The sequence below is a fragment of the Streptomyces sp. NPDC020875 genome, assembly GCF_040641415.1.
Lineage (GTDB): Bacteria > Actinomycetota > Actinomycetes > Streptomycetales > Streptomycetaceae > Streptomyces.
Genome location: NZ_JBFADP010000081.1, coordinates 1 through 26,397, shown reverse-complemented (window position 1 = coordinate 26,397; position 26,397 = coordinate 1). Strand labels below are relative to the sequence as shown.

Here is a 26,397-nt window from a genome sequence, read left to right as displayed (position 1 = left end):
CCGTCGAGTCGTCCTCGCCGTCGTCGGCGGAGGCGTTCGCGGACTTGCCGTCCGTGCCGCCGTGGTGGTCCCCGGCGGGCCCGCCGTCGTCGTACCCGCTTCGGAAGCCGGGTCCGGGCGTTCAGCCGTTGGACGGGCCGCCGAGCTGGATGCCCGCCATCCGGGTCCACTCGTACGGTCCGGTCCGCACCCTCGCCGCGAACTCGCCGTCGAAGGATTCGTGCAGGGTGATCCCCGCCTTACCGGCCGCCGCCTCGGCCACCGGATGGCTCGGGGCCACCAGATCGCCCCAGGCGCCGTCGGAGCCGACCAGGACGATCCGGGTGCCCGCCTGGCCGATATGGGCGAGCTGTCCCTCGGCGCCGCCGTGCTTCTTCGCGAAGGCGGTGATCTCACGGGCGAGCCGGGCGGCCTTGCGGTCCGCGCGCTTGGTGTCTGCGCCTGCTGCGTCTGCTGCGTCGGTCATGGCCCGATGTTACGTACCGGTAATCGGCGGTGGCCATGGCGTCGGGGCGTGGTGTGAGCCACGTACCGGCGGAAAGCCGCCGGGGGTACGGCGAAGGGGCGGACCGGACCGGTCCGCCCCTTCGGCGAGTTCGGGTTCCCGCGGCCGTCTCAGCGCAGGAAGGGATCCACCGCGACCGCCACGAAGAGCAGCGACACGTAGGTGATGGACCAGTGGAAGAGCCGCATCTCCTTGAGCTTGGCCCCGGTCACCCCGGCCTTCGCGCGGGCCTGGAGGGCATGGGCCTCCCAGAGCCACCAGCCGCCCGCGACCAGCGCCACGGCGGTGTAGAACCAGCCGGTGTAGCCCATCGGGGTGAGCAGCAGGGAGACCGCCACCATCACCCAGCTGTAGAGCACGATCTGGCGGGCCACGACCTTGTTGGAGGCGACCACGGGCAGCATCGGGACGCCGACCCGGGCGTAGTCCTCACGGACCTTCATGGAGAGCGGCCAGTAGTGCGGCGGGGTCCAGAAGAAGATCACCAGGAAGAGCACGATCGCGGCCCAGGACATCGAGTTGGTCACCGCGGACCAGCCGATCAGTACCGGCAGACAGCCGGCGATCCCGCCCCAGACGATGTTCTGCGTCGTGCGCCGCTTCAGCAGCATCGTGTAGACGACCACGTAGAACAGGAGTGCGCCCAGGGAGAGCCAGGCGGAGAGCCAGTTGACGAGGAGGCCGAACCAGAGCGTGGAGACCACCGCGAGGGTGAGGCCGAAGACCAGGCCCTCACGCGGCGAGACCAGGCCGGTGACCAGGGGGCGGTGGGCCGTCCTGGTCATCAGCGCGTCGATGTCCCGGTCGATGTACATATTGAGCGCGTTGGCGCCGCCCGCGGAGAGATATCCGCCCGTACAGGTGGCCAGGACCAGCCACAGGTCGGGCACCCCTTGCGCGGCGAGGAACATCACCGGCACTGTGGTGATGAGCAGCAACTCGATGATCCGCGGCTTCGTCAGCGCCACGAACCCCATGACCCGGGCCCCGAACGTCCGGTCGCCCCGGCTCGTACCGGGCGTCCCCGCGGTCCGCTCGGGGCGGGTGGTGCCCTCACCCGCTGGACGGGAATCGACGGCCGTCACGCACACCCCTGAGGAAGATTCCAGCAAGTCCCGGACGCATGACAGCGCGTTGGAAGACCCGTGAGACTTGCGCGTACCACGCCACTCTAGAGGCTGCCTTTCTCTCGCCTCGCACGGGGGTGGGTCGTGTTGTGCGACGGGTCCCGAACGCCCCGGGCCGCCTCCCCGGACACCGCGGGCCCGCCCCTCGTACGTCCCCGGACGTCCCCGCCCGGGCACCTCGGCGGCGCCGGGAGGCGAAGTCCCCCCGTTGGCGGCAGGCTGGCAGGAGGACACCTCGGCGTCCTGCGGCGCCGGCGGGGCCTCTCGGCCGAAAACCGCCGGTCGGTGCCAAGGGTAGGCTCGGCCACACCCGGTGCATTCCTCGTCACCGGGTACACGCCATGTGGAGAACATGCGGAAAGGAGCCCTGAGCCAGGGTGAGCACCAAGCCGACCACCACAGACCTCGAGTGGACCGATCTGGACCAGCGGGCCGTCGACACCGCCCGGGTTCTGGCCATGGACGCCGTACAGAAGGTCGGCAACGGCCACCCCGGTACGGCCATGAGCCTCGCGCCCGCCGCCTACCTCCTCTTCCAGAAGGTCATGCGGCACGACCCGGCGGACGCCGACTGGACCGGGCGGGACCGGTTCGTGCTCTCGGCCGGCCACTCGTCGCTGACCCTCTACACCCAGCTCTACCTGGCCGGATACGGTCTGGAGCTGGATGACCTCAAGGCATTCCGCACCTGGGGCTCCAAGACCCCGGGCCACCCCGAGTACGGCCACACCGCCGGAGTGGAGACCACCACGGGGCCGCTCGGTCAGGGCGTGGCCAACGCGGTGGGCATGGCGATGGCCGCCCGCTACGAGCGCGGCCTGTTCGACCCGGACGCCGCCCCCGGCACCTCCCCCTTCGACCACACCATCTGGGTGATCGCCGGTGACGGCTGCCTCCAGGAGGGCATCGCGGCCGAGGCGTCGTCGCTGGCCGGGCACCAGAAGCTGGGCAACGTGGTGCTGCTCTGGGACGACAACCACATCTCCATCGAGGGCGACACCGAGACCGCGGTCTCCGAGGACACCCTCAAGCGGTACGAGGCGTACGGCTGGCACGTCCAGCGCGTGGCGGCGAAGGAGAACGGCGACCTCGACCCCGAGGCGCTGTACGCGGCCTTCCGCGCCGCGCAGGCCGTCACCGACCGGCCCTCCTTCATCGCCGCCCGGTCGATCATCGCCTGGCCCGCCCCGCACGCCCAGAACACCGAGGCCGCGCACGGCTCGGCGCTGGGCGACGAGGAGGTCGCGGCCACCAAGCGGGTGCTCGACTTCGACCCGGAGCAGAGCTTCGAGGTCTCGGACGCGGTCATCGGGCACACCCGTGAGGCGCTGGACCGGGGCCGTGAGGCGCGGGCCGAGTGGGAGAAGGGCCTCGCCGCCTGGCGGACGGCGAACCCGGAGCGGGCCGCCGAGTTCGACCGGATCCGGGCGGGCGAGCTGCCCGCCGGGTGGGAGGACGCGCTGCCCGACTTCGAGGCCGGTACCTCGGTCGCGACCCGGGCCGCCTCCGGGAAGATCCTCCAGTCGCTGGGCGCGGTGATCCCGGAGCTGTGGGGCGGCTCGGCCGACCTCGCGGGCTCCAACAACACCACCATCGACAAGACGTCGTCGTTCCTGCCCGAGGGCAATCCGCTGCCGGAGGCCGACCCGTACGGCCGGACCATCCACTTCGGTATCCGCGAGCACTCGATGGCCGCCGAGATGAACGGCATCGCGCTGCACGGCAACACCCGGATCTTCGGCGGGACGTTCCTGGTCTTCTCGGACTACATGCGGAACGCGGTCCGGCTCTCGGCCCTGATGCATCTGCCGGTGACCTACGTCTGGACCCATGACTCGATCGGCCTCGGCGAGGACGGCCCGACCCACCAGCCGGTGGAGCACCTGGCGTCGCTGCGGGCCATCCCCGGTCTGAACGTGGTCCGTCCGGCGGACGCCAACGAGACCGTGGTCGCCTGGCGCGAGATCCTGCGGCGCTGGACGAAGGAGTTCGGCGTGGGCGCCCCGCACGGTCTGGCGCTGACCCGGCAGGGCGTGCCGACCTACGCGCGGAACGAGGACGCGGCCCGCGGCGGCTACGTCCTGTTCGAGGCCGAGGGCGGCGCCCCGGAGGTCGTACTGATCGGTACGGGTTCCGAGGTCCAGCTCGCCGTCGCGGCCCGGGACGAGCTGCAGGCGGCCGGGGTGCCGACCCGGGTGGTCTCGATGCCGTCGGTGGAGTGGTTCGAGGAGCAGGACCAGGCTTACAAGGACGCGGTTCTGCCGCCGTCGGTGCGGGCGCGGGTGGCCGTCGAGGCGGGCATCGGGCTGACCTGGCACCGGTACGTCGGGGACGCGGGCCGGATCGTGTCGCTGGAGCACTTCGGTGCCTCGGCGGACGGAAAGGTCCTCTACCGGGAGTTCGGCATCACCGCCGAAGCGGTGGCCTCCGCCGCCCGGGAATCTCTCGACGCCGTCCGGCGCTGACGCGACTACAAGTGACTTCAGGAGTTGTTTTTCGATGACAGAAGACGCGCTCAAGCGCCTCACCGACGAAGGCGTGGCGATCTGGCTGGACGACCTGTCCCGCAAGCGGATCACCTCCGGCAATCTGGCCGAACTGATCGACCAGCAGCACGTGGTGGGTGTGACCACCAATCCGTCGATCTTCCAGAAGGCGATCAGCGGTGGTGACGGCTACGAGCAGCAGCTGCGGGAGCTGGCCGTCCGGAAGGTGACCGTCGAGGAAGCCATCCGCATGATCACCACGGCGGACGTCCGGGACGCGGCGGACATCCTCCGTCCCGTGTTCGACGCCACCGGCGGCCAGGACGGCCGGGTCTCCATCGAGGTGGACCCCCGGCTCGCCCATCACACCGAGGCGACGATCGCCGAGGCCAAGCAGCTCGCCTGGCTGGTCGACCGCCCCAACACCCTGATCAAGATCCCGGCGACCCGGGCGGGTCTGCCGGCCATCACCGAGACCATCGGCCTGGGGATCAGCGTCAATGTCACGCTGATCTTCTCGCTGGAGCGCTACCGCGAGGTGATGGACGCCTACCTGGCCGGTCTGGAGAAGGCCGCGGAGCGGGGCCTGGATCTGTCGAAGATCCATTCGGTGGCGTCGTTCTTCGTCTCCCGGGTGGACGCCGAGATCGACAAGCGGCTGGACGCGCTGGGCTCCCCGGAGGCGAAGGCCGCCCGCGGCAAGGCCGCGCTGGCCAACGCCCGGCTGGCGTACGAGGCGTACGAGGAGGTCTTCGGCTCCGACCGGTGGGCCGCCCTCGACCGGCTCCAGGCCAACAAGCAGCGCCCGCTGTGGGCCTCCACCGGCGTCAAGGACCCGGCCTACAAGGACACGCTGTACGTGGACGAGCTGGTCGCCCCGGGCACGGTCAACACCATGCCGGAGGCGACGCTGGAGGCCACCGCCGACCACGGCGAGATCACCGGTGACACGGTCCGCGGCCGGTACGACGCCGCGCGCGCCGATCTGGCGGCCGTGGCCGCGCTCGGCGTCTCGTACGACGAGGTCGTCCAGCTGCTGGAGGACGACGGCGTGGAGAAGTTCGAGGCGGCCTGGAACAACCTGCTCGCATCGACCGAGGCGGCGCTGGCCCGCCTCGTCCCGTCGGAGGGCTGACCATCGTGTCCGGTTCACCCGCGGCCAATCCGCTGCGCGACCCGGCGGACCGACGGCTCCCGCGAATCGCGGGGCCGTCGGGCCTGGTGATCTTCGGAGTCACCGGCGATCTGTCGCGCAAGAAGCTGATGCCAGCCGTCTACGACCTGGCCAACCGGGGGCTGCTGCCCCCGGGCTTCTCCCTGGTGGGCTTCGCCCGCCGGGAGTGGCAGGACGAGGACTTCGCCCAGGAGGTCCACGACGCGGTCAAGGAGCACGCCAGGACCCCCTTCCGCGAGGAGGTCTGGCAGCAGCTCAACCAGGGCATGCGGTTCGTGCAGGGCGACTTCGACGACGACGACGCCTTCGAGACGCTGAAGAAGACGATCGCCGAGCTGGACCAGGCACAGGGCACCGGGGGCAACTTCGCCTTCTATCTGTCGGTGCCGCCGAAGTTCTTCCCGAAGGTCGTCCAGCAGCTGAAGAAGCACGGACTGGCCGACCAGAAGGAAGGCTCCTGGCGCCGGGCGGTGATCGAGAAGCCGTTCGGGCACGATCTGGCGTCGGCCGTGGAGCTGAACCAGGTGGTGCACGAGGTCTTCCCGCCGAACGAGGTCTTCCGGATCGACCACTACCTCGGCAAGGAGACCGTCCAGAACATCCTGGCGCTCCGCTTCGCCAACACCCTCTTCGAGCCGATCTGGAACCGGTCCTATGTCGACCACGTCCAGATCACGATGGCCGAGGACATCGGGATCGGCGGCCGGGCCGGGTACTACGACGGCATCGGCGCCGCCCGTGACGTCATCCAGAACCATCTGCTCCAGCTGCTGGCGCTGACCGCGATGGAGGAGCCCGCCTCCTTCGACGCGGACGCGCTGGCGGCGGAGAAGACCAAGGTACTGGGCGCGGTGAAGGTGCCGAGGGACCTGGGCGCCACCACCGTACGCGGCCAGTACGCGGCCGGGTGGCAGGGCGGCGAGAAGGCCGTCGGCTACCTCCAGGAGGACGGCATCGACCCGGACTCCAAGACCGACACCTATGCCGCGGTCAAACTGGAGATCGACAACCGCCGCTGGGCCGGGGTGCCGTTCTACCTGCGGACCGGCAAGCGGCTGGGGCGCCGGGTCACCGAGATCGCGGTGGTCTTCCAGCGCGCCCCGCACTCCCCCTTCGACCACACCGCGACCGAGGAACTGGGGCAGAACGCCCTGGTCATCCGGGTCCAGCCGGACGAGGGCGTGACCATGCGGTTCGGCTCCAAGGTGCCGGGGACCTCGATGGAGGTACGGGACGTCTCGATGGACTTCGCCTACGGCGAGTCGTTCACCGAGTCCAGCCCGGAGGCGTACGAGCGGCTGATCCTCGATGTGCTGCTCGGCGACTCCAACCTCTTCCCCCGGGTCGAAGAGGTCGAGCTGTCGTGGAAGATCCTCGACCCGATCGAGCGGTACTGGGACGCCCACGGCAAGCCCGCCCAGTACCCGTCCGGTACCTGGGGCCCGGTCGAGGCGGACGAAATGCTCGCACGAGACGGACGGAGCTGGCGCCGGCCATGAAGATCGACCTTACGGACACCACCTCCGGCAAGATCAACAAGGCGCTGGTGCAGGGGCGCCGGGCGATCGGCACGCCGGCCGTCGGCATGGTGCTCACCCTGGTCATCGTCACCGACGAGGAGAACGCCTACGACGCGCTGCGGGCCGCCAACGAGGCGTCCCGCGAGCACCCCTCCCGCACCCTGGTGGTCATCAAGCGGGTCTCCCGCACCCCGCGCGACCGCGCCCAGACCCGGCTCGACGCCGAGGTCCGGGTCGGGGCCGACGCGGGCACCGGCGAGACCGTCGTCCTGCGGCTGTACGGCGAGGTCACCGAGCACGCCCAGTCGGTGGTCCTGCCGCTGCTGCTGCCGGACGCCCCGGTCGTGGTCTGGTGGCCGGTCAACGCCCCGCTCGACCCGGCGAACGACCCGCTGGGCGCGCTGGCCCAGCGCCGGGTCACCGACACCTACGCCGCCGAGGACCCCATCGGCGAGCTGACGGGGCGGGCGGAGGCGTACACCCCCGGCGACACGGATCTGTCGTGGACCCGGATCACGCCCTGGCGCTCCATGCTGGCCGCCGCGCTGGACCAGGTGGTCTGCGAGGTCACCGCGGTCGAGGTGGAGGGCGAAGAGTTCAATCCGAGCGTGGAGCTGCTGGCGATGTGGCTGGCGGACCGGCTCGGGGTGCCCGTACGGCGCACCCACTCCCCCGGCCCCGGACTGACCGCCGTACGGATGGAGACGGACTGCGGTCCGATCGTGCTCGACCGGGCCGACGGCGCCCTGGCGAACCTCTCCATCCAGGGGCAGCCCGACCGGGCGGTGGCGCTGAAGCGCCGGGAGACCGCCGAGCTGATCGCGGAGGAGCTGCGGCGGCTGGACCCGGACGACACCTATGCCTCCGCCCTGCGGTACGGGGTGGACCGGCTCGGCAACGGCGGGCCCGGCGGCTCGGCGGACGTGTCGGAGATCGCGGCGGCGGCGAAGGCGGTCGCCGCGGCGGAAGCGGAGGCGGAGACGGAGACGGAGGCCACCTCGGCCGCAGCTCCGGCCGCTCCGGCCGCTCCGGCGGGGAAGTCCTCGGCCCGGAAGACCGCGGCGAAGAAGGCGGCGGCCAAGTGACCGGAGCCCCGCAGCTGGTGGTCCACCGCGACAAGGAGCTGATGGCCCAGGCCGCGGCGGCCCGGCTGATCACCCGGATCGTGGACGCCCAGGCCGCCCGCGGCACCGCGTCCGTGGTCCTCACGGGCGGGCGCAACGGCAACGGCCTGCTGGCGGCGCTGGGGTCCTCCCCGGCCCGGGACGCGGTGGACTGGCAGCGGCTCGACATCTGGTGGGGCGATGAAAGGTTCCTCCCCAAGGGGGACCCGGAACGCAATGCCTCCCAGGCCCGGGCCGCGCTGCTGGAGCACGTTCCGGTCGACCCGGCCCGGGTGCATCCCATGGCCGCGTCGGACGGCCCGTACGGCAGCGACGTGGAGGCGGCAGCGGCGGCGTACGCGGCCGAACTCGCCGCCGCCGCCGGGCCGGAGGATCACGGCCCGGTGCCCACGTTCGACGTCCTGATGCTGGGCGTCGGCCCGGACACCCATGTGGCGTCGCTCTTCCCGGAGCACCCCGCCGTCCGGGAGACGGACCGTACGGTCGTCGGGGTGCACGGCTCCCCGAAGCCGCCGCCGACCCGGATCTCCCTGACCCTCCCGGCGATCCGGGCGGCCCGCGAGGTCTGGCTGCTGGCGGCGGGCGAGGACAAGGCGAACGCCGTGGCGATCGCCCTCTCCGGGGCCGGTGAGATCCAGGCCCCGGCGGCGGGCGCCCGCGGCCGGTCCCGCACCCTCTGGCTGCTGGACACGGCCGCCGCGGCCCAGCTGCCGCGCGAGCTGTACCCCCCGGCTTCGGCGTAGGGGTTTCGGTACGGCCCGAGGGCCCGGACACCGCCACGGTGTCCGGGCCCTCGGTCGTTTCCGCCCGTCGCGGCCCGGCTCAGGGCGCGGTCTTCGCCGCCGCCTGAGCCGCCTCCAGCCGGGCGATCGCCGTCCGGATGGCCCCGGTGAAGGCCCAGAACCGGGCGTTGACGGTATTGGCGCGGCTGGTACGCGTGGAGGGGTCGTCGAAGAGGGAATCGCGCAGGGTGTTGGTCAGCTCCAGTTGGACCCCCTGCTTCAGCAGGGTGCGGTTGCAGGGGTTGTTCGGCGAGACACCACCGAGTTCGGGAGCCTGTGAACTATCGACGATCACGATGGCCGGGGCGGGCAGAGCGCTGTTCAGCAGCACCAGTTCCTCCGCCACCAGCGTCTTGAACTGCTGGTTGAGCCCGCCGAGTACCAATCCATAGCCGGGTGCGCCCTGCTGGTTCGCCGTACAGCCGTGGACACTGACCACATTGAGGCTGCCCTCGGTCAGCCCCAGCGCGTGATAGTCGTCGCAGCCGGTGGAAGTGACATGGAGCGCGCCGTTCTGCCCCGCGCCGAGCAACCCCTCGAACAACCAGTAGTCGTAGCGGGGGTCCGTGGCCGCCCCGGTCGGGACGAGGCCCTTGGGGTGGTAACCCGCGATCCCCAGCGCCACCTCCGAGGAGCCGGGTTCGATCCCGCCGCCGTGCAAGGCGATCACCGACGTTCCCGGGAGCTGCGCCTTCCCGGAGAAGGTGGCGTCCACCCGCTCATGGCGTTTGAAGCGCCGCCCGTAGTCGGTGCCCTCGACCCGCAGCGTGTCCTGGTAGATCTCGGAGTACTTGGTGTACCCGGACGTGGTGGCGTATCCGGCCCCCGCCCCGGCGGGAGCGGCGGCGGGGGCCGGGGCGGCGGCGGCCGTGCCCGGTCCGGCGGCCAGGATCCCGGTGGTTCCGGCGGCGGTGGCGAGCGCGGCGGTCAGTACCGAACGTCGGCTGGTGTCAGTCATGGGGTGAACATCAACCGATCCCATGGTCGCTACACCTTTACCGGGCTATCACCCGGTCATGCCCCGCTGTCACCGGAGGTTCCGGTTCCGTCCGGTCCGGGGACCGGTTCCAGAAACGGCCCCAGCAGACCCGGTACCGCCTCCGCCGCGAAGAGCAGCCCCTCGCTTTCGGCGGCGTCGTGAACCGAGTAGCCGCCCGCTCCGGCGGCCGTGGTCGCGGTGAGGGTGATCAGCCCGGCCCGCCGCTGGAACAGCGACCGGGTGATGGTCCAGCCGATCACCCCGCTGCGCCGGAGGGCCACCGTACGCCGGGCCATGGTGCCGGAGCGGGTCACCAGATAGCGCCCCGAGACGGTGTGGCCGAGGCTGCGGTACGCGTCGCGGGCGAGCGGTACGGCGAGCGGCAGCGCCACCACCGCGCAACCGGCGGCGATGTACAGCAGGACCGGCGTCAGCCAGAGGCCGAGGCCCGCCAGGAGGACCACCGGGGCCGCCGCGCTCCCCAGGGCCCACCGCAGCCGCCGGGCCCCGGCCACCCGGGGGTGGGCGGTCAGCGCCGCCCCGGTGGGCGCGTCGGGCTCCCGGAGCACCAGCGCCGCCACCTCGTCGGCGACCGCCCGGGGCGCGACCGGCAGCAGTATGTGCAGGTCCTCGTGGTCGGCGTCGCCCTCCTTGGCGAGCCCCGTGGCGATGGCGTCGACCCGGGCCGCGCCGAAGCCCCGTACCCCCAGCGGCTCCACCAGCTCGATACCCCGCAGCCGCCGCTCCTCGACGGATATCGACCGGGTGGTGAACAGCCCCCGGCGGACCCGCAGCACCCCGCCCGGCTCCCGCTCCAGCCGGTAGTTCCACCACATCTCGACCCAGAGGCCGAGCGCCCCCACCGCCCCGGCGATCAGAGCGGCGAGTACCAGCGCGAGGATCATCAGGGGGATCGACACCCCGTCGAAGAGGTCCCCGACGGTGGAGATCACCTCGGTCTGAACCCCGAACCAGTCGCTGAGCTGCATCAGAGCACCGGCCGCCGCGACGCCCAGGACCAGGGTCGGGAAGGCCGGGGGCGCGTACCGGATCCAGCGGGGGTCGAGCCGGGCCAGGGCGCCGTCGGCCGGGGCGGCGGACGGCTCGGCGGGCCGGTCGAGCAGTTCGGCCCGGAGCCGTTCGCCCTCGGTCCGGGCGACCGGGTTCAGCTCCAGGGACGACTCCTTGCCGCCGCCGCTCTCGCCCGTCCCGATCCTGACCTTCACCAGGCCCAGGATCCGCAGCAGCGGATGGGCGGTGATGTCGACGCTGCGGATCCGCTCCCGGGCCAGGGACCGCCGCTTCACCAGCAGCAGTCCGCTGTGCAGATCGACCCGGTCGGGCCCGATCCGGTAGCGGGTGTGCCGCCAGGTGAAGTAGTCGGCGATCACGGCCCCGGCGACCAGCAGTACGGCGCCGGTGAAGAGCAGGACGAGGCCGACCCCCCGGCGCGGCCCGCTGCCGAACCAGGCGCCGGAGGAGAGTCCCAGCAGTACGGGGAGGACGACGCCTCCGGCGACACCGGTCATCACGGCGGCGGTCACCAGCAGCGTCCGCCGGTCCAGCCGGTGCCACTCGGCCCCGGGCTCCACCACGCAACCGGGCTCCGTCACCCCGGGCGCCTCGGGTGTCCCGGCCGTCCCGGTGGGTCCGGCCGAGCCGGACGCCCCTGATGCCCCGGGCGGCTCGGCGGTCATGTCGCGTCCCCGGCGGTCGCCCGGGTGATCAGGGTCAGCCGCTCCGCCAGTTCGGCCGCCGTCTCATGACCGAGCCCCACGATCTTCACCGGCCCCTGGGACGAGGCCGTGGTGACGGTGAGGGTGGCGAGTCCGAAGTACCGCTCCAGCGGTCCCCGGAGGGTGTCGACGGTCTGGATCCGGGACATCGGGGCGATCCGCCACTCCTGCCAGAAGGCACCGGTTCTGACGTACACCGCCTCGTCCGTCACTTCCCAGCGGTGTACCCGGAACCACCAGGACGGAAAGACGAGGCCACCGATCAGACACGGCCCGCCCAGTACGGCCGCCGCCAGCAGCAGCCAGAACCGCGCCGGTTCGATCAGCAGCCCCAGCAGCGCCGGGATCCCGGCGAGCACCAGCAGCGCCACCAGCCACTGCGTCCGCCACCAGCCCACGGCACGGGCGTCGAGCCGTTCGCGGGGCGGTCGCAGCCGGACCGCCGTTCCCCCCTGGTCCATCGGCTCAGCGCCCCCTCAGCTCCCGGTAGGCGGCGGTCAGGGCGGCGGTCGAACTGTCGAGCCCCTCCCCGCCGGTGCCCTCGGTCAGCACCGGCTCGATCCGCTTGGCGAGGACCTTGCCCAGCTCGACGCCCCACTGGTCGAAGGAGTCGATCTGCCACACCGCGCCCTGGACGAAGACCTTGTGCTCGTAGAGCGCGATCAGCTGGCCCAGTACGGACGGGGTCAGCTCGTCCGCCAGGATCGTCGTCGTCGGATGGTTCCCCCGGAAGGTCTTGTGCGGCACCAGCTCCTCCGGCACGCCCTCGGCCCGTACCTCGTCGGACGTCTTGCCGAAGGCCAGTGCCTGGGTCTGGGCGAAGAAGTTGGCCATCAGCAGATCGTGCTGGGCGGCCGGTCCCGGCGCCAGCTCGCCGACGGGCCGGGCGAAGCCGATGAAGTCCGCCGGAATGACCTTGGTGCCCTGGTGGATCAACTGGTAGTAGGCGTGCTGCCCGTTGGTACCGGGGGTGCCCCAGACCACGGGGCCCGTCTGCCAGGCCACCGGCCGGCCGTCCCGGTCCACGGACTTGCCGTTGGACTCCATGTCGAGCTGCTGGAGATAGGCGGTGAAACGGCTCAGATAGTGCGAGTACGGCAGCACGGCATGCGACTGGGCGTCGAAGAACGCGCCGTACCAGATGCCCAGCAGACCCAGCAGCAGCGGCGCGTTCTCCTCCGGAGGGGCCGTCCGGAAGTGCTCGTCGACCAGGTGGAAGCCGTCGAGCAGTTCACGGAATCGCTCGGGTCCGATCGCGATCATCAGGGAGAGCCCGATGGCGGAGTCGAAGGAGTACCGCCCGCCGACCCAGTCCCAGAACTCGAACATGTTCTCCGGGTCGATCCCGAAGTCGGCGACCTTCTCCCCGTTGGTGGAGAGCGCCACGAAGTGCCGGGCGACGGCGTCCTGACCGGCGTCCAGCCCGTCGAGCAGGCAGCGGCGGGCGGAGGTGGCGTTGGTGATGGTCTCGATGGTGGTGAAGGTCTTGGAGGCGATGACGAAGAGCGTCTCCGCCGGGTCGAGGTCGCGGACCGCCTCGTGGAGGTCGGCGCCGTCGACATTGGAGACGAAACGGAACGTCAGTTCGCGGTCGGTGTAGGCGCGCAGCGCCTCGTAGGCCATGGCGGGGCCGAGGTCGGAGCCGCCGATCCCGATATTGACCACGTTTCTGATCGGGCGTCCGGTGTGGCCGGTCCACGCCCCGGAGCGGATCCGCTCCGAGAAGGCGGCCATCTTCGCCAGCACCGCGTGGACGCCGGGCACCACGTTCTCCCCGTCGACCTCGATCACGGCGTCGCGCGGGGCTCGCAGGGCGGTGTGCAGAACGGCCCGGTCCTCGGTGGTGTTGATCTTCTCGCCGCGGAACATGGCGTCCCGGAGCCCGAAGACGCCGGTCGCGTTCGCCAGCTCCCGCAGCAGCTCCAGGGTCTCGTCCGTGACGAGTTGCTTGGCGTAGTCGATCCGGAGGTCGCCGACGCGCAGGGTGTAGCGGTGGCCGCGGTCGGGGTCGGCGGCGAACAGGTCTCGCAGACGGGTGTCGCCCAGCTGCTCGCGGTGCTTGCCGAGCGCGGTCCACTCGGGCGTCTGATTGAGCCGGGTACGGCCTTCTTCGATCACTCGGACATCAGCTCACTTCGTCTTGTGCCTGCCTTGCGCCCCACCGCCTCCAACCTAGTTGATCAACCAGGGGCGGCGAGGCGAGCACGGCTGACGCCCGCCACCGGATCCGGCGCGATGACGCTCCGTGTTCGCCTGGTACAGAACCGTAGGCGACGGCACTGACAACCGGGCATCCCGGTCAACCCCGGAGGCCCGCAAAAAAATCCGGCCGGGACACCTGATGGGTGTCCCGGCCGGATCGAAGTGCTAGATCTCGCCGCGCAGTTTCCGGATCGAAGTGCTAGATCTCGCCGCGCAGTTTGGCGAGCGCCTCGGCGAGGATCGCCTCGCCGTCCGCGTCGCTCCGCCGCTCCCGCACATAGGCGAGATGGGTCTTGTACGGCTCCGTGCGCGGCGGGTCCGGTGGGTTGTCCTGGTCCTGACCGGCCGGGAACCCACAGCGCGGGCAGTCCCAGACGTCGGGGACCTGCGCGTCGCTGGCGAAGCTCGGCTGCGTCTCGTGCCCGTTGGAGCACCAGAAGGAGATGCGCAGACGCGGCGCGGACTCGCCGCGCTCGGCCTCGCCCATCGGCCCCGCCCCGACCCGGCTCCCCCGGATCGCGTTGCCACTTGCCACGGTGTAACTCCCTGCGTGATGGTGCTGCACAGCGTCTCACAGCGGCTGCGCCGCGGTGCCCCAGTCTACGTAAGGCCCAACGCCCGTCCAGTCGTTGGAGTTACACCCGTGGGCCGATCTGATTCCGGCCGGGTGGCGGCGGTGTCAGCTGTCCAGCTTCATCAGCAGGCCGAGCACGACGATGCAGGCGAACCAGAGCAGACCGACCACGACGGTGATCCGGTCCAGGTTGCGCTCGGCGACCGAGGAGCCGCCGACGGAGGACTGCATACCGCCGCCGAACATGTCGGAGAGGCCGCCGCCCTTCCCCTTGTGCATCAGCACGAGCAGCATCAGCAGCAGGCTGAAGACGATCAGGGCGATCGAGAACCCCATAACCACGGCTGGACCCTACTTCCTGGCAATTCTCTGGATGGTCTGATGACTGCGGGGACCCCGGCCCGGCACGGCCCGGAGTCCCCGCAAGGGTACGACGGATCGGCGCTACCGCATACTCACTGGTCGCGGAAGCGGACGATCTTGACGAACTCGTCCACGTCGAGGGCCGCACCGCCGACCAGGGCGCCGTCCACATCGGGCTGGGCCATGATCGCGGCGACGTTGCCGGACTTCACGGAGCCGCCGTACTGGATCCGGACCTTGTCGGCCAGCTCCGGCGAGTACAGCTCGGCCAGCCGGCCGCGGATCGCCCCGCAGACCTCCTGGGCGTCCTCGGGGGTGGCGACCTCGCCGGTGCCGATGGCCCAGACGGGCTCGTAGGCGATCACGATGGTCTCGGCCTGCTCGGCGGGGACGTCCTTCAGTCCGCCGTCGACCTGGGCGAGGGTGTACGCGACCTGGTTACCGGCCTTGCGGACGTCCAGGCCCTCGCCGACGCAGAGGATCGGCGTGATGCCGTGCCGGAAGGCGGCCTTCACCTTGGCGTTGCACAGCTCGTCCGACTCGTTGTGGTACTGGCGGCGCTCGGAGTGGCCGACGGCGACGTACGAGCACTTCAGCTTGGCCAGCATCGAGCCGGAGATCTCTCCGGTGTAGGCGCCGGAGTCCTGGGCCGAGATGTCCTGGGCGCCGTAGCCGATCCGGAGCTTGTCGCCGTCGACCAGGGTCTGGACGGAGCGCAGATCGGTGAAGGGCGGCAGGACCGCGACCTCGACCGCGTCGTAGTCCTTGTCGGCGAGGGCGAAGGCGAGCTTCTGGACGTGGGCGATGGCCTCCAGGTGGTTGAGGTTCATCTTCCAGTTGCCCGCCATCAGCGGGGTGCGGGTGGTCATGAGAGAGATCAGTCCTCCAGTGCGGCGAGGCCGGGCAGCGTCTTGCCCTCGAGGTATTCGAGGCTGGCACCGCCGCCGGTCGAGATATGGCCGAACGCGTCGGCGTCGAAGCCCAGGGTCCGTACGGCGGCGGCGGAGTCCCCGCCGCCGACCACGGAGAAGGCCGGGGAGTCGGCGAGGGCCCGGGCCACGGCCCGGGTGCCCTCGGCGTAGTCGGGGTGCTCGAAGACGCCCATCGGACCGTTCCAGAAGACGGTGGCCGCGTCGGCGAGCTTCGATGCGTACAGCTTGCAGGTCTCGGGGCCGATGTCCAGACCCTCCTGGTCGGCCGGGATGGCGTCCGCGGCGACGGTGGTGGGGTTGGTCGGGGCCTTGGTCTTGAGGTCGGGGAACCCGGGGGCGACCAGGACGTCGACGGGGAGTACGAACTCCACACCGGCCGCCTCGGCGCGCTTCAGATAGTCCTGGACGACCGGTACCTGGTCCTCCTGGAGCAGGGAGGCGCCGACCTCGTGGCCCTGGGCCTTGAGGAAGGTGTAGGCCATGCCGCCGCCGATCAGGATGCGGTCGGCCTTGCCCAGCAGGTTGTCGATCACCCCGAGCTTGTCGGAGACCTTGGCGCCGCCGAGGACCACGGCGTACGGCCGGGCGACGTCCTCGGTGAGCCGCTTCAGGACGCGGACCTCGGTGGCGATCAGATCGCCGACCGCGTGCGGCAGCCGGGCGGGCAGATCGTAGACGGAGGCGTGCTTGCGGTGGACGGCGCCGAAGCCGTCGCCCACGTAGACATCGGCCAGGGCGGCCAGCTGGTCCGCGAAGGCGCCGCGCTCGGCGTCGTCCTTGCTGGTCTCGCCGGGGTTGAAGCGGAGGTTCTCGATCACCGCGACCTGCCCGTCGGCGAGCCCGTCCACCGCGGCGCGGGCCGAGTCGCCGACCGTGTCGGTGGCGAAGGCGACCGGGGCGCCGAGGATCTCGCCCAGCCGGGCGGCGGCGGGAGCCAGCGAGAACGCCGGGTCCGGGGCGCCCTTGGGGCGGCCGAGGTGGGAGGCGACGATCACCCGGGCGCCGGCTTCGGCCAGCCGGGCGATGGTGGGGGCGACGGCGCGGATCCGGCCGTCGTCGGTGATGGTGGCGCCGTCGAGCGGCACATTGAGATCGGCGCGGACGAATACCCGCTTGCCGCTGACCCCGTCGGCCAACAGCTGGTCGATCGTCTTCATGGACGGTCTCCTCGGAAGGGCTGGACGCGCGAGGGGGCCCGGGCGGCGCTGCGCTGCGCCGTCCGAGCCCTCTCGCTCACTTCGTGGTGCTCTGATAGCCGTACTGTGCCGGGCTGTGCGGGGCCGAGCCGTGTCGTACTCCCAGAGCGGTCGGAGCCGGCTGAGTGCTCAGAGCTGGTTGCCGACGAAGACGGTCAGGTCGACGAGGCGGTTGGAGTAGCCCCACTCGTTGTCGTACCAGCCGAGGATCTTGACCGAGTTGCCCTCCTGGACCATCGTCAGCGACGAGTCGAAGGTGCAGGACGCGGGGTCGCTGACGATGTCCGAGGAGACGATCGGGTCCTCGGTGTACGTCAGGACGCCCTGCAGCTCGCCCTCGGCGGCCTTCTTGAACGCGGCGTTGACCTCGTCCTTGGTGACCTCGCGGGAGAGCTCGACGACCAGGTCGGTGGCGGAGCCGGTGGGGACCGGGACGCGCATGGCGATGCCGTCCAGCTTGCCCTTGAGCTGCGGGAGGACCAGGGCGGTGGCCTTGGCGGCGCCCGTCGTGGTCGGGATGATGTTCTCCGCGGCGGCGCGGGCGCGGCGCAGGTCCTTGTGCGGGAAGTCCAGGATCCGCTGGTCGTTGGTGTAGGCGTGGACCGTGGTCATCAGACCGCGGACGATGCCGAAGTTCTCGTCGAGGACCTTGGCCATCGGCGCCACACAGTTGGTGGTGCAGGACGCGTTCGAGATGATGTTGTGCTGCGCGGGGTCGTACTTGTCCTGGTTGACACCCATGACGACGGTGATGTCCTCGTCGCTGGCCGGAGCCGAGATGAGGACCTTCTTCGCGCCGCCGGCCAGGTGCTTCTCGGCGTCCGCCTTCTTGGTGAAGATGCCGGTCGACTCGATCACGATGTCGACGCCCAGCTCGCCCCAGGGGATGTCCGCGGGGTTGCGCTCGGAGAGCACCTTGATGGTGCGACCACCGACGGTGATGGTGTCGGCGGTGTGCGACACCTCGGCCTTGAGGCGGCCCAGGATGGTGTCGTACTTCAGCAGATGCGCGGTGGTCGCGGTGTCACCCAGGTCGTTGACAGCCACGATCTCGATGTCTGCACCCTGCTCCAGCAGCGCGCGGAAGTAGTTACGACCGATGCGGCCAAAGCCGTTGATGCCTACGCGGATCGTCACGAACCGATCTCCTCGTTGGTGTGCCGGCTCGTCGCCGGCGAGCTGTATGGGATGTCCCCGACCGCTTACGACCCTACCTCCACGGGCGCCCCGGAGTGACATCGGACGGCCGGTACGCGTCGACGGCGGGCCGTACCCCCCGGAGAGGGACGGCCCGCCGCCGAAACAAACGGAATCTTTAATTCCGACTACTGTGAGTCAGCCGGGTCGGTCCGGTCAGCGCCGCAGCGCCTTCAGGGCCTTCCCGACCAGCCGCCCGCGTTCGGCGGCGTCGGACACGTGTTCGAGACCGAATCCGATCAGTACGGTGTCACGGGTCGTGACGGCCGACGCCGACGGATAGAGGTCACCCGCCCGCTCCCAGTTGCCGCGCGGCGCGGGGCTGCCGGCCGGCGGAGCCGTGACGGTCCACGGGCCGAGGGACGTCTCGAAGCCGCCGTCCGCCTGCTCGCCGCCCGCGGTGACCAGCCGGGTGTCGTCGACGAAGACCCCGCGGCCGCCGTCGCTGGGATCGGTGACGTACGAGACGTGGAGCTCGATCCGCTTGCCCGCGTAGGCGCTCAGATCGAACGCGGCCGACTTCCAGCCGTCGGAGGCACCGGTGAAGGCGTGCCACGCGCCGGTCGTCCCGGTGGGCGCGCAGGCGTCCGGGCCGAGGGTCAGGTAGTGCCGCAGATGCGGATGCTGGTTGATATAGAAGGCCCGGTCGCACTCGGCCGGCACGGTGGTGGACGTTCCGCCGTTCAGGTCGGGCAGGGTCGTCCAGTCCTCCTGGCCGACGGTACGGACCTCGACGACCGCGTTGTCGTACCCGGGCTCGGTGTTGAAGCTGAGCCGGGTGGTGAGCTCGGGGGCGTCGGCCGCCGTGGTGCCGGTGAGGTCGACGGTCCGGGTGAGCCGCTGCCAGGAGGCGTTGCGGTGGGCGGCCACCGCGTAGTACGTGCCCTCGTACGGCGAGAACGGCATCCGTACGCCCGGATAGTCGCCCGCGGCGGCACCGCGGAACTGCGGGAACTCGGCCGGCGGCAGGGTGTCGGAGGTGATGGTGTACGCACCCGCCGCGTTCAGCGGGTTCCCGGGGGCGTCCCCGAGGGTTGCGGTGGCACCCGAAAGAGGTCCGGAGCCCGCGAAGGCGTTCACCCCGGCGAGGGAGGCCCGGCCGGACGCGCCCAGGTAGTACTGGGCGAAGTCGTCGCTGACCGCCCGGCCCAGGTTGGCGTTGCCGCCCGCCCGCTCACCGGTGGTGAGCAGTTTGCCGCCCTCGTTGAGATAGGCCCGGACCGCTTTGGTGGTGGCCCAGGACGGAGCCGCGGCGCCGGTGTACCAGACGGCCGTGTCGAAGTGGGCGAGTACGCCCAGCGGATGCGGGGTGCCCTGGGTGGCGACGTCCCAGACGGCGGCGCTCTTCTTGTTCTTCGCCAGGGCTTCGGTGTAAAGACCGGCGTTCCGGGCCGGGGCGGTGCCGCCCTCCTCGGCGATCACCAGCGCGTCGGCCCTCGGCCGTTCGGCGACGGTGTAGGCGAAGGGCGTGCTGGCGACCTGCTTGCCCTCCTTGGTCCGGCCGGTGAACCAGACCTCGACGCGGTCGCCGACGTCCCCGTGCTCGACCTCGGCGCGGTACTCGTCGAAGCGGATGTTGTCCTCGCCGCCGTAGGTCTCGCCGCCGCGCCACGGTTCGAGGTCCTCGTCGTGGACCCGGCCCCCGTTGACCCGGTAGTTCAGCTCCTTGTCCCGCAGGTTCCGGTTGGCGACGACCGAGACCTCCTGGTCACCGCCGCGGGCGTACGAGACCGTGAACGGGTCCGGGGTGAAGTCGGGGGCCGTCGCGCCGGTCGGCGACACCGGCCGGTCCGGGGTGAGGGAGCTCTCGGCGACCGCGAGCGCGAACGGGATGTTCTTCGCGAACTCCTGCTGGATCAGCTTCTCGTCGTCCGGGAAGGTGAAGACCGAGGCGCAGTCCGCGGCGTTCCACTGGTCGTTCGGATCGACCCGGGACGCGGTGGCGCAGGTCGACATCTCCGGGGTGAACATCATCATCCCGTTGACATTGGCCGCGTGCCCGTCCGCCTCGCCGTTGGTGATGTACAGCTCGGACGACACCTGGGGGCGGTAGCCGGGGATCCCGGGGTTCGCGGGGGTACCGGCGATCGTCTCGTACGCGACGTCGTCGGGGGTCTTGGTGGCGACCTGCCAGCCGACGCCGTAGAGGATCAGCTCGGCCGCGGAGTGGTAGTTGATGCCGTACTGGAAGCCGATGCGCTTCTGGAAGGCGTCGACCGCCTTGGTCTCGGGCTCGGAGCCGGGCCCGGAGCCGCGATAGGTCTCGTCGTACGGGTCGGGGGACGAACCCTCGTTGTCGTAGCCCCACTTGTACGAGAAGTTGCGGTTGAGGTCGACGCCGTCGCCGGGGGCGATCCGGCCGTCGCCGTCGTTGTCGCGGAGGTTCTTGCGCCACTGGCGCTCGGCGGTCCCGGTGAAGGTGTAGTCGTATCCGTCGGGGTTGGCCGAGAGGACGAACCACAGCTCGGAGGTGTCGATCAGCCGGGTGATCCGGGGGTCCTTGCCGTAGTTCTCCAGATAGTGGTGCATCAGCCGCCGGGTCATCTCCGGGGTGATCCACTCCCGGGCGTGCTGGTTGGAGAGGTAGAGCGTGGCGGGCTTGGTGCCGTCCCGGACGGTCTTGGCGTTCCGGCTGATCTTCAGGGCGAGGATGTCCTGGCCCTTGACAGACTTGCCGATGCTGACGGCCTTGGTGATCGCCGGGTTCGCCTGGGCGGCGGCGACGATCTCGTTCTTCAGCCCGTTCTCCCCGCCGTACGGGCGGTAGACCCCGTCCCCGGCGGCGGCGACCCGCTTCCGGGCGGCGGCGGAGAGGGTGTGTTCCTTGACGCCGATGCCCTGTTCGCGCAGTTCACCGGCTTGTCGTTCGGTCAGGTACAGCTCGACGGTCGCGGTACCCCGGTCGGGTACCCGCTCACTGAGTTCGTGTCCGTCGGCTCCCGCCGCGAGCAGCAACGGCACCTGTTCCTTGGTGACGGTCGCCCGCCATACCGACAGGCCGTCCCCGTCCCCTGCCCCGTCCCCGGCCTGCGCCTGGGCGAAAGGTGCCGCCGCGAGCGTCGCGGCCAGCAGCGATGCCGCGGCGAGCAAGGATCTCGCTCTGCGTCTCATGAGCCCCCCTTACTGGTGTGCGTGCCAGAAAGCGAACGGGAGCAAGACTGTTGACCCTCAATGACCATGTCAAGGGATGAGGGGCGGTGAACCGGGACGGGGCAGCGGATCCGGGGCGCCCGGCCGTACGCGCGTCCGAGTATGCCGTACGCACATCCGGGCGTACGGGGCCGAGGCCGGGGCCGCCCGGCCGGATCCGGCGTCGGGCGGCCCGGAAGGGGGTCGGTCAGCCGACGAGGCCCTCGGCCATCTCCTCGGTGAGGCTGGACTCCGTGCCCGGGATGCCCAGGTCCTGGGCGCGCTTGTCGGCCATCGCCAGCAGCCGGCGGATCCGCCCGGCGACCGCGTCCTTGGTCAGCGGCGGGTCGGCGAGGGCGCCCAGCTCCTCCAGCGACGCCTGCTTGTGCTCCATCCGCAGCCGGCCCGCGGCGGCGAGATGCTCGGGCACCTCCTCGCCGAGGATCTCCAGGGCCCGCTGGACCCGGGCGCCCGCCGCCACCGCGGCCCGCGCCGAGCGGCGCAGATTGGCGTCGTCGAAGTTGGCCAGCCGGTTGGCGGTGGCCCGGACCTCGCGCCGCATCCGGCGCTCCTCCCAGGCCAGTACGGACTCGTGCGCCCCGAGCCGGGTGAGCAGCGCCCCGATCGCGTCGCCGTCGCGGACGACGACCCGGTCCACGCCCCGGACCTCCCGGGCCTTGGCCGCGATGGAGAGCCGCCGGGCCGCGCCGACCAGGGCCAGCGCCGCCTCGGGGCCGGGACAGGTGACCTCGAGCGACGAGGAGCGGCCGGGCTCGGTGAGGGAGCCGTGGGCCAGGAAGGCGCCGCGCCAGGCCGCCTCGGCGTCGCAGGTCGCCCCGGACACCACCTGCGGCGGCAGTCCCCGGATCGGGCGGCCCCGGCCGTCCACCAGGCCGGTCTGCCGGGCCAGCTGGTCACCGCCCGCGACCACCCGGACCACATAGCGGGAGCCCCGGCGCAGCCCGCCGGGGGCCATCACCATCAGCTCGGAGCCATGGCCGAAGATCTCCAGGATGTCCCGCTTCAGCCGGCGGGCCGCGATCCCGGTGTCCAGCTCCGCCTCGATCACGATCCGCCCGCTGACCAGGTGCAGCCCGCCCGCGAACCGCAGGATCGCCGAGACCTCCGCCTTTCTGCAGCAGGTCCGGGTGACGGGAAGCCGGGAGATCTCATCCTTCACCGCTGCCGTCATCGCCATGGGCCGATCCTTCCATGCATCCGAAAAATACGGTCGTACGCGGCGGCCAGCAGCTCCGGGTCGTGCTTCGGAACCGGCCCGGGGCCTTCGCCCGGGGCGAAGGACCCACCGGCGACCGCCACGGGCGCCAGTTCGACCGCGGCACCGAGGCGCTTGGCGGCGTCGGCGAGGGAATCGCGGTCGGGTACGGCGGCCTCGTCGGCCAGCACCACGTCCAGGGCGAGTTTAGGCGCGTGTCGTCCCAAAACCTCCAAATGACGCTGCGGTGAGAAGCCTTCCGTTTCGCCCGGTTGCGGGGCGAGATTGAGCGACAGCACCCGGCGCGCCTTGGTCTCCACCAGCGCGTCCAGTAGTTCGGGGACCAGCAGATGGGGGATGACCGAGGAGAACCAGGAACCGGGTCCGAGAACCACCCAGTCGGCGTCAAGGACGGCGGCCACGGCCTCCGGTACGGCGGGCGGATCGGCCGGTACGAGATGGACGGACTGGACCTCCCCGGGGGTGAGGGCGACCGTGGCCTGTCCCCGGACGGTGCCGATCTCGTCGGGCCGGTCGGGGTCGTGGCCCCGTACCAGCGCCTGGAGCTCCAGCGGCACCGCCGACATCGGCAGCACCCTGCCGTGCGCGCCCAGCAGCCTGCCGACCAGGTCCAGGGCCTGGACATGGTCGCCCAGCTGCTCCCAGAGGGCGACGATGAGCACATTGCCCACGGCGTGGTCGTGCAGCTCGCCCTTGGAGTGGAAGCGGTGCTGGATCACCCGGGCCCAGGTCTGGCCCCAGTCGTCGTCGCCGCAGAGCGCGGCCAGCGCCTTGCGCAGATCGCCCGGCGGCAGGACGCCCAGCTCCTCCCGGAGCCGGCCGCTGGAGCCGCCGTCGTCGGCGACGGTGACGACGGCGGTGAGGTCGCCGGTGATCCGGCGCAGGGCGGCGAGGGACGCGGACAGGCCCCGGCCGCCGCCGAGGGCGACGACCTTGGGCTGGGCGCCCCGCTTACGCGGCCCGGCGGAGGAGCCGAACCGGCGCAGCCGCCGCAGGCGCAGGGAGTGTCCGGTCACTCGCGCCCCATGTCACGGTGGACGACGACGGTCTCGACACCGGCCGAGGAGAGCCTGGCGGCCAGCTTCTCGGCGGTGGCCACGGAGCGGTGCTTGCCGCCGGTACAGCCGACGGCGACCGTCACATAGCGCTTGCCCTCACGGCGGTATCCGGCGGCGATCAGCTGGAGCAGCTCGGTATAGCGGTCCAGGAACTCCTTGGCGCCGGGCTGGTTGTAGACATAGTTCGACACCTCCTCGTTGAGGCCGGTGAAGGGCCGCAGCTCGGGGACCCAGTGGGGGTTGGGCAGAAAGCGCATGTCCACCACGAGGTCGGCGTCGACCGGCAGGCCGTACTTGAAGCCGAAGGACATCACGGTGGCCCGCAGCTCGGGCTCCTCCTCGCCCGCGAACTGGGCGTCCATCTTGGCCCGCAGCTCGTGGACGTTGAGGCTGGAGGTGTCGATCACCAGATCGGCGTCGCCGCGCAGCTCGCGCAGGAGATCGCGTTCGGCGGCGATGCCGTCGACGATCCGGCCGTCGCCCTGGAGGGGGTGCGGCCTGCGGACGGACTCGAAGCGGCGGACCAGGGCCTCGTCGGAGGACTCCAGGAAGACGATCCGCCGGGTGACCCGCTTGGCGTCGAGATCGGCGAGCGATTCGCGCAGATTGTCGAAGAAGCGGCCGCCGCGGACGTCGACGACGACCGCGATCCTGGCCACGTTCCCCTGGGAGCGCGCGCCCAGTTCCACCATGGTGGGGATCAGGGCGGGCGGGAGGTTGTCGACCACGAACCAGCCGAGGTCCTCCAGGCATTTGGCGGCGGTACTGCGGCCCGCGCCCGACATTCCGGAGATGATGACCAGCTCCGGGATGGCCGCCTCCGTGCCGCCTCCGACTTCGTTGACCGTGCCCGTACTCACGTCTGCCGCTCCGTCTGTGTGGTGCTTGTTCATTCCGTGCTTCCCCCGTCGTCCTCTTCAATGATCTCTCCGGTCGCGGTATTCACGGCCGGGGCGGCCGGTGCCGCCTGGGCGAGGGCCTCGACCACCGACGCGGCGGTCTTGCGTCCCATCCCGGGAACCTCGCAGATCTGCTCGATTGTGGCGCCTTTCAGTCGCTTCACCGAGCCGAAATGCTTGATCAGAGCTTGTTTCCGGGTCTCCCCGAGGCCGGGGATCGCGTCGAGGGGGCTGGTACGGATGCGTTTGGTCCGTTTGGAGCGCTGATAGCGGATGGCGAAATCGTGTGCCGTGTCACGGACGCGCTGGAGCAGATACAGGCCCTCACTGGAGCGGGGCAGCACCACCGGGTCGTCGTCGCCGGGCAGCCAGACCTCCTCCAGCCGCTTGGCGAGTCCGCAGACCGCTACGTCGTCGATCCCCAGTTCGTCCAGGGCCCGGCGGGCCGCCGCGACCTGGGGCGCCCCGCCGTCGACCACGACGAGCTGGGGCGGGTACGCGAACCGCCGGGGCCGCCCGTCGTCGTCCCGGCCGCCCCCGGCTTCCGATCCGGCACCGTCGGCGCCCGTACCGGGACCCTCGGTGACGGTGGTGCCGGTCAGCGGTTCGGCCGGGCCGGTCACGGGGGCGTCGTCGGCGCCGATCCACTCCCCCGTCCGGTCCTTCTCCGCCAGATAGCGGCGGAAGCGGCGGCCGATCACCTCGTGCATGGCCCGGACGTCGTCCTGGCCCTCGAAGCTCTTGATCTGGAAGCGGCGGTACTCGCTCTTGCGCGGCAGTCCGTCCTCGAAGACCACCATCGACGCCACCACGTCCTGGCCCTGGAGATGGGAGATGTCGAAGCACTCGATCCGCAGCGGCGCCGAGTCGAGCCCCAGGGCGTCGGCGATCTCCTCCAGCGCCCGGGAGCGGGTGGTGAGATCACCGGCCCGCTTGGTCTTGTGCAGCGCCAGCGCCTGCTGCGCGTTCCGCTCCACGGTCTCCATCAGGGCCTTCTTGTCGCCGCGCCGGGGCACCCGGAGGGAGACCAGGGAGCCGCGCCGCTCGGCGAGCCAGTGGCCGACGGCCTCGGGCCCGGCGGGCAGGGCGGGGACCAGGACCTCCTTGGGCACGGCGTCGCCGCGCTCCTCGCCGTAGAGCTGCTGGAGGGCGTGCTCGACCAGCCCCGCCGTGTCGACGGCCTCGACCTTGTCGGTGACCCAGCCGCGCTGTCCGCGCACCCGGCCGCCGCGGACGTGGAAGATCTGGACGGCCGCCTCCAGTTCGTCCTCGGCGACCGCTATCAGATCGGCGTCGGTGGCGTCGGCGAGCACCACGGCGCTCTTCTCCAGGGCGCGCCGCAGGGCCGCGATGTCGTCCCGCAGCCGGGCCGCCCGCTCGTACTCCATCTCCTCGGCCGCCTCGGCCATCTGTCCTTCGAGGCGGCGCAGATAGGTGCCGGTCCGGCCGGCCATGAAGTCGCAGAACTCCTCGGCCAGCTCCCGGTGTTCCTCGGGGGTGACCCGGCCGACGCAGGGCGCCGAGCACTTGCCGATATACCCCAGCAGACAGGGGCGGCCCTTCTGTTGGTGGTTGCGGAGGACCCCGGCGGAGCAGGTGCGGACGGGGAAGACCCGGAGCATCAGATCGACGGTCTCGCGGATGGCCCAGGCGTGCCCGTAGGGGCCGAAGTACCGGACGCCCTTGCGCTTGGCGCCCCGCATGACCTGGACCCGGGGGAACTCCTCGTCGAGCGTGACGGCGAGGTAGGGATAGCTCTTGTCGTCCCGGTACTTCACATTGAACCGGGGGTCGTACTCCTTGATCCAGGTGTACTCCAGCTGGAGGGCCTCGACCTCGGTCGCCACCACCGTCCACTCCACGGACGCGGCCGTGGTCACCATCGTGGCGGTGCGGGGATGCAGATTCGCCACGTCCTGGAAGTAGTTGGCGAGCCGCGCGCGGAGGTTCTTCGCCTTCCCGACGTAGATCACCCGGCGGTGCTCGTCGCGGAACCGGTAGACCCCCGGCGAGTCGGGGATCTCGCCCGGCCTGGGGCGGTAGCTGGAGGGGTCTGCCATACCGTCCACCCTACTGGCGGGCACCGACAGTCCAGGGCCGGTGGGCCGGCGGGCGTTGGTGACCACGGTGAGGGGTGCCAGCCCGGCCAGTATTCGGGCCAGGGCGAGGACCGTGGT

At 71.2% G+C, this 26,397-nt stretch carries 21 protein-coding genes; 5 read left to right on the top strand and 16 right to left on the bottom strand.

What is annotated here, in order from left to right:
• Positions 1-121: 121 nt before the first annotated feature.
• Positions 122-466, bottom strand: a complete 345-nt coding sequence (locus AB0G74_RS31805) for a hypothetical protein (protein ID WP_361153416.1) — start codon at positions 464-466, stop codon at positions 122-124.
• A gap of 149 nt (positions 467-615) precedes the next feature.
• Positions 616-1,590 carry a heme o synthase gene (locus tag AB0G74_RS31800; protein ID WP_361153414.1) on the bottom strand — a complete coding sequence of 325 codons (975 nt, stop codon included), beginning with the start codon at positions 1,588-1,590 and terminating at the stop codon, positions 616-618.
• Between the two features lie 419 nt (positions 1,591-2,009).
• Here AB0G74_RS31800 and tkt point away from each other — a divergent pair, with 419 nt between their 5' ends.
• Genes tkt through pgl form a run of 5 tightly spaced genes read left to right on the top strand, consistent with a single transcriptional unit; the run spans position 2,010 to position 8,679 of the window.
• Positions 2,010-4,097 (top strand): transketolase, encoded by a 2,088-nt coding sequence (gene tkt, locus AB0G74_RS31795; protein ID WP_361153411.1) that lies wholly within the window; start codon positions 2,010-2,012, stop codon positions 4,095-4,097.
• A 34-nt stretch (positions 4,098-4,131) separates the two neighbouring features.
• Positions 4,132-5,253: a transaldolase gene (tal, locus tag AB0G74_RS31790; protein WP_361153409.1), complete on the top strand. Its 1,122-nt coding sequence runs from the start codon at positions 4,132-4,134 to the stop codon at positions 5,251-5,253.
• 5 nt (positions 5,254-5,258) lie between these two features.
• Positions 5,259-6,791, top strand: coding sequence for a glucose-6-phosphate dehydrogenase (gene zwf / locus AB0G74_RS31785; protein WP_361153406.1), 1,533 nt, complete (start codon positions 5,259-5,261; stop codon positions 6,789-6,791).
• Entirely contained in the window at positions 6,788-7,897 is a 1,110-nt protein-coding gene (gene opcA, locus AB0G74_RS31780; RefSeq protein WP_361153404.1) for a glucose-6-phosphate dehydrogenase assembly protein OpcA, read from the top strand. Before zwf ends, opcA begins: the two co-directional genes overlap by 4 nt.
• Positions 7,894-8,679 carry a 6-phosphogluconolactonase gene (gene pgl / locus AB0G74_RS31775; RefSeq protein ID WP_361153403.1) on the top strand — a complete coding sequence of 262 codons (786 nt, stop codon included), beginning with the start codon at positions 7,894-7,896 and terminating at the stop codon, positions 8,677-8,679. Before opcA ends, pgl begins: the two co-directional genes overlap by 4 nt.
• A 79-nt stretch (positions 8,680-8,758) precedes the next feature.
• Here pgl and AB0G74_RS31770 read toward each other — a convergent pair whose 3' ends face one another.
• The 14 genes from AB0G74_RS31770 to uvrC all read right to left on the bottom strand — a co-directional run bounded on the left by AB0G74_RS31770 (position 8,759) and on the right by uvrC (position 26,280).
• Entirely contained in the window at positions 8,759-9,676 is a 918-nt protein-coding gene (locus AB0G74_RS31770) for a poly-gamma-glutamate hydrolase family protein (RefSeq protein WP_361153400.1), read from the bottom strand.
• Between the two features lie 56 nt (positions 9,677-9,732).
• Complete coding sequence (locus tag AB0G74_RS31765; RefSeq protein WP_361153397.1) at positions 9,733-11,394, bottom strand: PH domain-containing protein; 1,662 nt, start codon at positions 11,392-11,394, stop codon at positions 9,733-9,735.
• On the bottom strand, positions 11,391-11,894 hold the full coding sequence (locus AB0G74_RS31760; protein WP_361153394.1) for a PH domain-containing protein: 504 nt from the start codon (positions 11,892-11,894) through the stop codon (positions 11,391-11,393). The genes AB0G74_RS31765 and AB0G74_RS31760 overlap by 4 nt, the downstream gene beginning before the upstream one ends.
• Positions 11,895-11,898: 4 nt before the next feature.
• Positions 11,899-13,551, bottom strand: coding sequence for a glucose-6-phosphate isomerase (pgi, locus tag AB0G74_RS31755; protein WP_361153391.1), 1,653 nt, complete (start codon positions 13,549-13,551; stop codon positions 11,899-11,901).
• A 283-nt stretch (positions 13,552-13,834) separates the two neighbouring features.
• Complete coding sequence (locus AB0G74_RS31750; protein WP_358823656.1) at positions 13,835-14,170, bottom strand: RNA polymerase-binding protein RbpA; 336 nt, start codon at positions 14,168-14,170, stop codon at positions 13,835-13,837.
• Between the two features lie 144 nt (positions 14,171-14,314).
• Positions 14,315-14,545 (bottom strand): preprotein translocase subunit SecG, encoded by a 231-nt coding sequence (secG, locus tag AB0G74_RS31745; protein WP_018848634.1) that lies wholly within the window; start codon positions 14,543-14,545, stop codon positions 14,315-14,317.
• A 119-nt stretch (positions 14,546-14,664) separates the two neighbouring features.
• The gene (gene tpiA / locus AB0G74_RS31740) at positions 14,665-15,441 is read right to left on the bottom strand and encodes a triose-phosphate isomerase (RefSeq protein ID WP_361153387.1); all 777 of its coding nucleotides are present in this window, start codon (positions 15,439-15,441) and stop codon (positions 14,665-14,667) included.
• Positions 15,442-15,449: 8 nt separating this feature from the next.
• Positions 15,450-16,661, bottom strand: coding sequence for a phosphoglycerate kinase (locus tag AB0G74_RS31735; RefSeq protein WP_361153385.1), 1,212 nt, complete (start codon positions 16,659-16,661; stop codon positions 15,450-15,452).
• A gap of 168 nt (positions 16,662-16,829) precedes the next feature.
• Positions 16,830-17,837: a type I glyceraldehyde-3-phosphate dehydrogenase gene (gene gap, locus AB0G74_RS31730; RefSeq protein WP_361153382.1), complete on the bottom strand. Its 1,008-nt coding sequence runs from the start codon at positions 17,835-17,837 to the stop codon at positions 16,830-16,832.
• 216 nt (positions 17,838-18,053) lie between these two features.
• On the bottom strand, positions 18,054-21,008 hold the full coding sequence (locus AB0G74_RS31725) for a M14 family zinc carboxypeptidase (RefSeq protein ID WP_361153379.1): 2,955 nt from the start codon (positions 21,006-21,008) through the stop codon (positions 18,054-18,056).
• A 226-nt stretch (positions 21,009-21,234) separates the two neighbouring features.
• Complete coding sequence (gene whiA / locus AB0G74_RS31720) at positions 21,235-22,224, bottom strand: DNA-binding protein WhiA (protein ID WP_358823662.1); 990 nt, start codon at positions 22,222-22,224, stop codon at positions 21,235-21,237.
• Entirely contained in the window at positions 22,215-23,279 is a 1,065-nt protein-coding gene (yvcK, locus tag AB0G74_RS31715) for a uridine diphosphate-N-acetylglucosamine-binding protein YvcK (RefSeq protein ID WP_361153377.1), read from the bottom strand. The genes whiA and yvcK overlap by 10 nt, the downstream gene beginning before the upstream one ends.
• Positions 23,276-24,214: an RNase adapter RapZ gene (gene rapZ / locus AB0G74_RS31710; protein ID WP_361153374.1), complete on the bottom strand. Its 939-nt coding sequence runs from the start codon at positions 24,212-24,214 to the stop codon at positions 23,276-23,278. The genes yvcK and rapZ overlap by 4 nt, the downstream gene beginning before the upstream one ends.
• Positions 24,211-26,280 (bottom strand): excinuclease ABC subunit UvrC, encoded by a 2,070-nt coding sequence (gene uvrC / locus AB0G74_RS31705; RefSeq protein ID WP_361153418.1) that lies wholly within the window; start codon positions 26,278-26,280, stop codon positions 24,211-24,213. The genes rapZ and uvrC overlap by 4 nt, the downstream gene beginning before the upstream one ends.
• Between the last annotated feature and the right edge of the window lie 117 nt (positions 26,281-26,397).